This is a genomic window from Microvirga sp. P5_D2, from assembly GCF_054049475.1.
Genome location: NZ_JBFUMH010000345.1, coordinates 1 through 1,953, shown reverse-complemented (window position 1 = coordinate 1,953; position 1,953 = coordinate 1). Strand labels below are relative to the sequence as shown.

The window sequence follows — 1,953 nt, the reverse complement described above, 5'->3', positions numbered from 1 at the left end:
TGCCATGATCACGCGCAAATGCGCTCCCGCGCTTGCGGCTGGATGCCCGATTGTCGTCAAGCCGTCGGAAATGACGCCGTTATCCGCGCTTGCTCTGGCTGTGCTTGCAGAACGCGCGGGCATTCCGAAAGGCGTGTTCAGCGTCGTGACCGGTTATCCGCAAGGGATCGGCGGCGAGATGACGTCCAACCCGGTTGTGCGCAAGCTCTCCTTTACGGGTTCCACCCGTGTCGGGCAGTTGCTGATGGCGCAATGCGCTGGAACGGTGAAGCGGGTCAGCTTCGAACTCGGTGGCAACGCACCGTTCATCGTGTTCGACGATGCCGATATCGATCTTGCCATCGCAGGCGTGATGGCCAGCAAGTTCCGCAATGCGGGCCAGACCTGCGTGTGCGCCAACCGGATTCTCGTGCAGGACGGCATCTACGAGCGCTTCAGCCAGCGCCTCATGGCGGAGGTCGCCAAGCTGAAGGTCGGTGGCGGCTTCGAAGCCGGGGTCACCATCGGTCCCCTGATCAATAAGGCGGCCATCGAGAAGGTGGCCCGGCATATCGATGACGCACAGTCCAAGGGCGCCCAAATCCTGGCTGGCGGTCAGAGCAGGCGCGATACGCTCTTCTTCGAACCGACCGTTCTCGGAGAAGCGACGACCGAGATGGCTCTCGCGTCAGAAGAGACATTCGGGCCGCTCGCGCCTCTCTTCCGATTTAAGGACGAGAGCGAGGCTATCGCCATTGCGAACGCAACGCCGTTCGGCTTGGCATCCTACTTCTTCACTCAGGATATCCGCCGGTCCTGGCGCGTTGCCGAGCGCCTCGAATTCGGAATGGTGGGGCTCAATACCGGATCCGTATCCATCGAGACTGCACCGTTCGGCGGCATCAAGCAATCAGGTCTCGGGCGGGAAGGGTCGAAATACGGTCTCGACGAATACCTTGAGATCAAGACGCTCCATATCGGCGGCCTCGACCCGGCGGCGTGAGATTGGAAGGCGCTGCCGGACAATTCCGGCAGCGCCTAAATCAGGCGTCCTCGCTCAGCAGCTTGGTGATCGGCAGTTCGGTCTTGGCGAGAGGCGTCTTCAGGACGATGTAGCTGAAGTATTTCTCGATACCGATATTGCGGTCGACGAGGGCTTCGATGACCTCTTGATAATGCGCGACGCTCCGCACGACGAAGCGCATGAGATAGTCATATCCGCCGCTGACGAGATGGCATTCGAGCAGTTCCTCAACACCGCGAATGCTGGCCTCGAACTTGACGAAATCCTCACGGCGGTGATCGGACAGCGTCACCTCCGTGAAGACCTGTACATTCTCAGCGACCTTCGAGAGATTGATGAGAGCGCGATATCCGGTAATGTAGCCTGCTGTCTCCAGACGCTTCACGCGCTGAAGACAGGGGCTCGGCGACAAGCCGACGAGTTCCGCCAACTGGACATTCGTGAGCTGAGCATCCCTTTGCAGATGCGTCAGGATCTTCAGATCGATGCGGTCGAGCTTGGGTAGCCTCGTCATATCCGGTTTTCCCGCAACCGCTCTCAGGCGCGGAGCTGCTCCTGATGCGCCTTGGCGAGCTCGGCCATGCTCGTGAACTGGAAGTCGTATTTCGGCATCTCGCCCGGATTCATCGTTGCTCCGAAACCCTCGTCCTGATGTCGGCGATAGATCCAGCAGGATACAAGCCCCATGCTGTTGGCGGGCTTGTGATCGTGGAACATGCTCTCGGCCGTGTGGAGAATGTCGCCTTTGGCGAGACCTAAGCCGCCGAGCTTGTCGAGCATATACTCGAAGTTCCTGAGGCTTGGCTTGTAGGATCCGATATCTTCTGCCGTGTAGATGGCGTCGAAATCTACTTGCAGGCGCTTGTTGCTGTAGCTGAAGCTCTCGTTGTCCACGTTCGAGAGGATCACGAGCTTGTAGTATTTCTTCAAGTACTGAAGCGCGCCTGCCG

2 protein-coding genes and 1 pseudogene are annotated in these 1,953 nt (G+C 59.1%); 1 reads left to right on the top strand and 2 read right to left on the bottom strand.

Translation table 11 applies throughout. From position 1 onward, the window contains the following. The coding region (locus ACXJKO_RS31515) for an NAD-dependent succinate-semialdehyde dehydrogenase (protein WP_457094935.1) at positions 1 to 982 on the top strand (982 nt) is incomplete at its 5' end. Between the two features lie 40 nt (positions 983 to 1,022). On the opposite strand, the gene ACXJKO_RS31510 is transcribed toward ACXJKO_RS31515, so the two are convergent. Both ACXJKO_RS31510 and ACXJKO_RS31505 read right to left on the bottom strand, forming a co-directional pair. Continuing rightward, positions 1,023 to 1,517, bottom strand: coding sequence for an Lrp/AsnC family transcriptional regulator (locus ACXJKO_RS31510; RefSeq protein ID WP_457094934.1), 495 nt, complete (start codon positions 1,515 to 1,517; stop codon positions 1,023 to 1,025). A gap of 23 nt (positions 1,518 to 1,540) precedes the next feature. Beyond that, a pseudogene (locus ACXJKO_RS31505) lies at positions 1,541 to 1,953 on the bottom strand (haloacid dehalogenase); the annotation flags it as partial.

Coding starts and splice junctions, on each gene's coding strand:
- ACXJKO_RS31510 (WP_457094934.1), bottom strand. CDS start 1,517: ATGACGAGGCTACCCAAGCTCGACCGCATCGATCTGAAGATCCTGACG.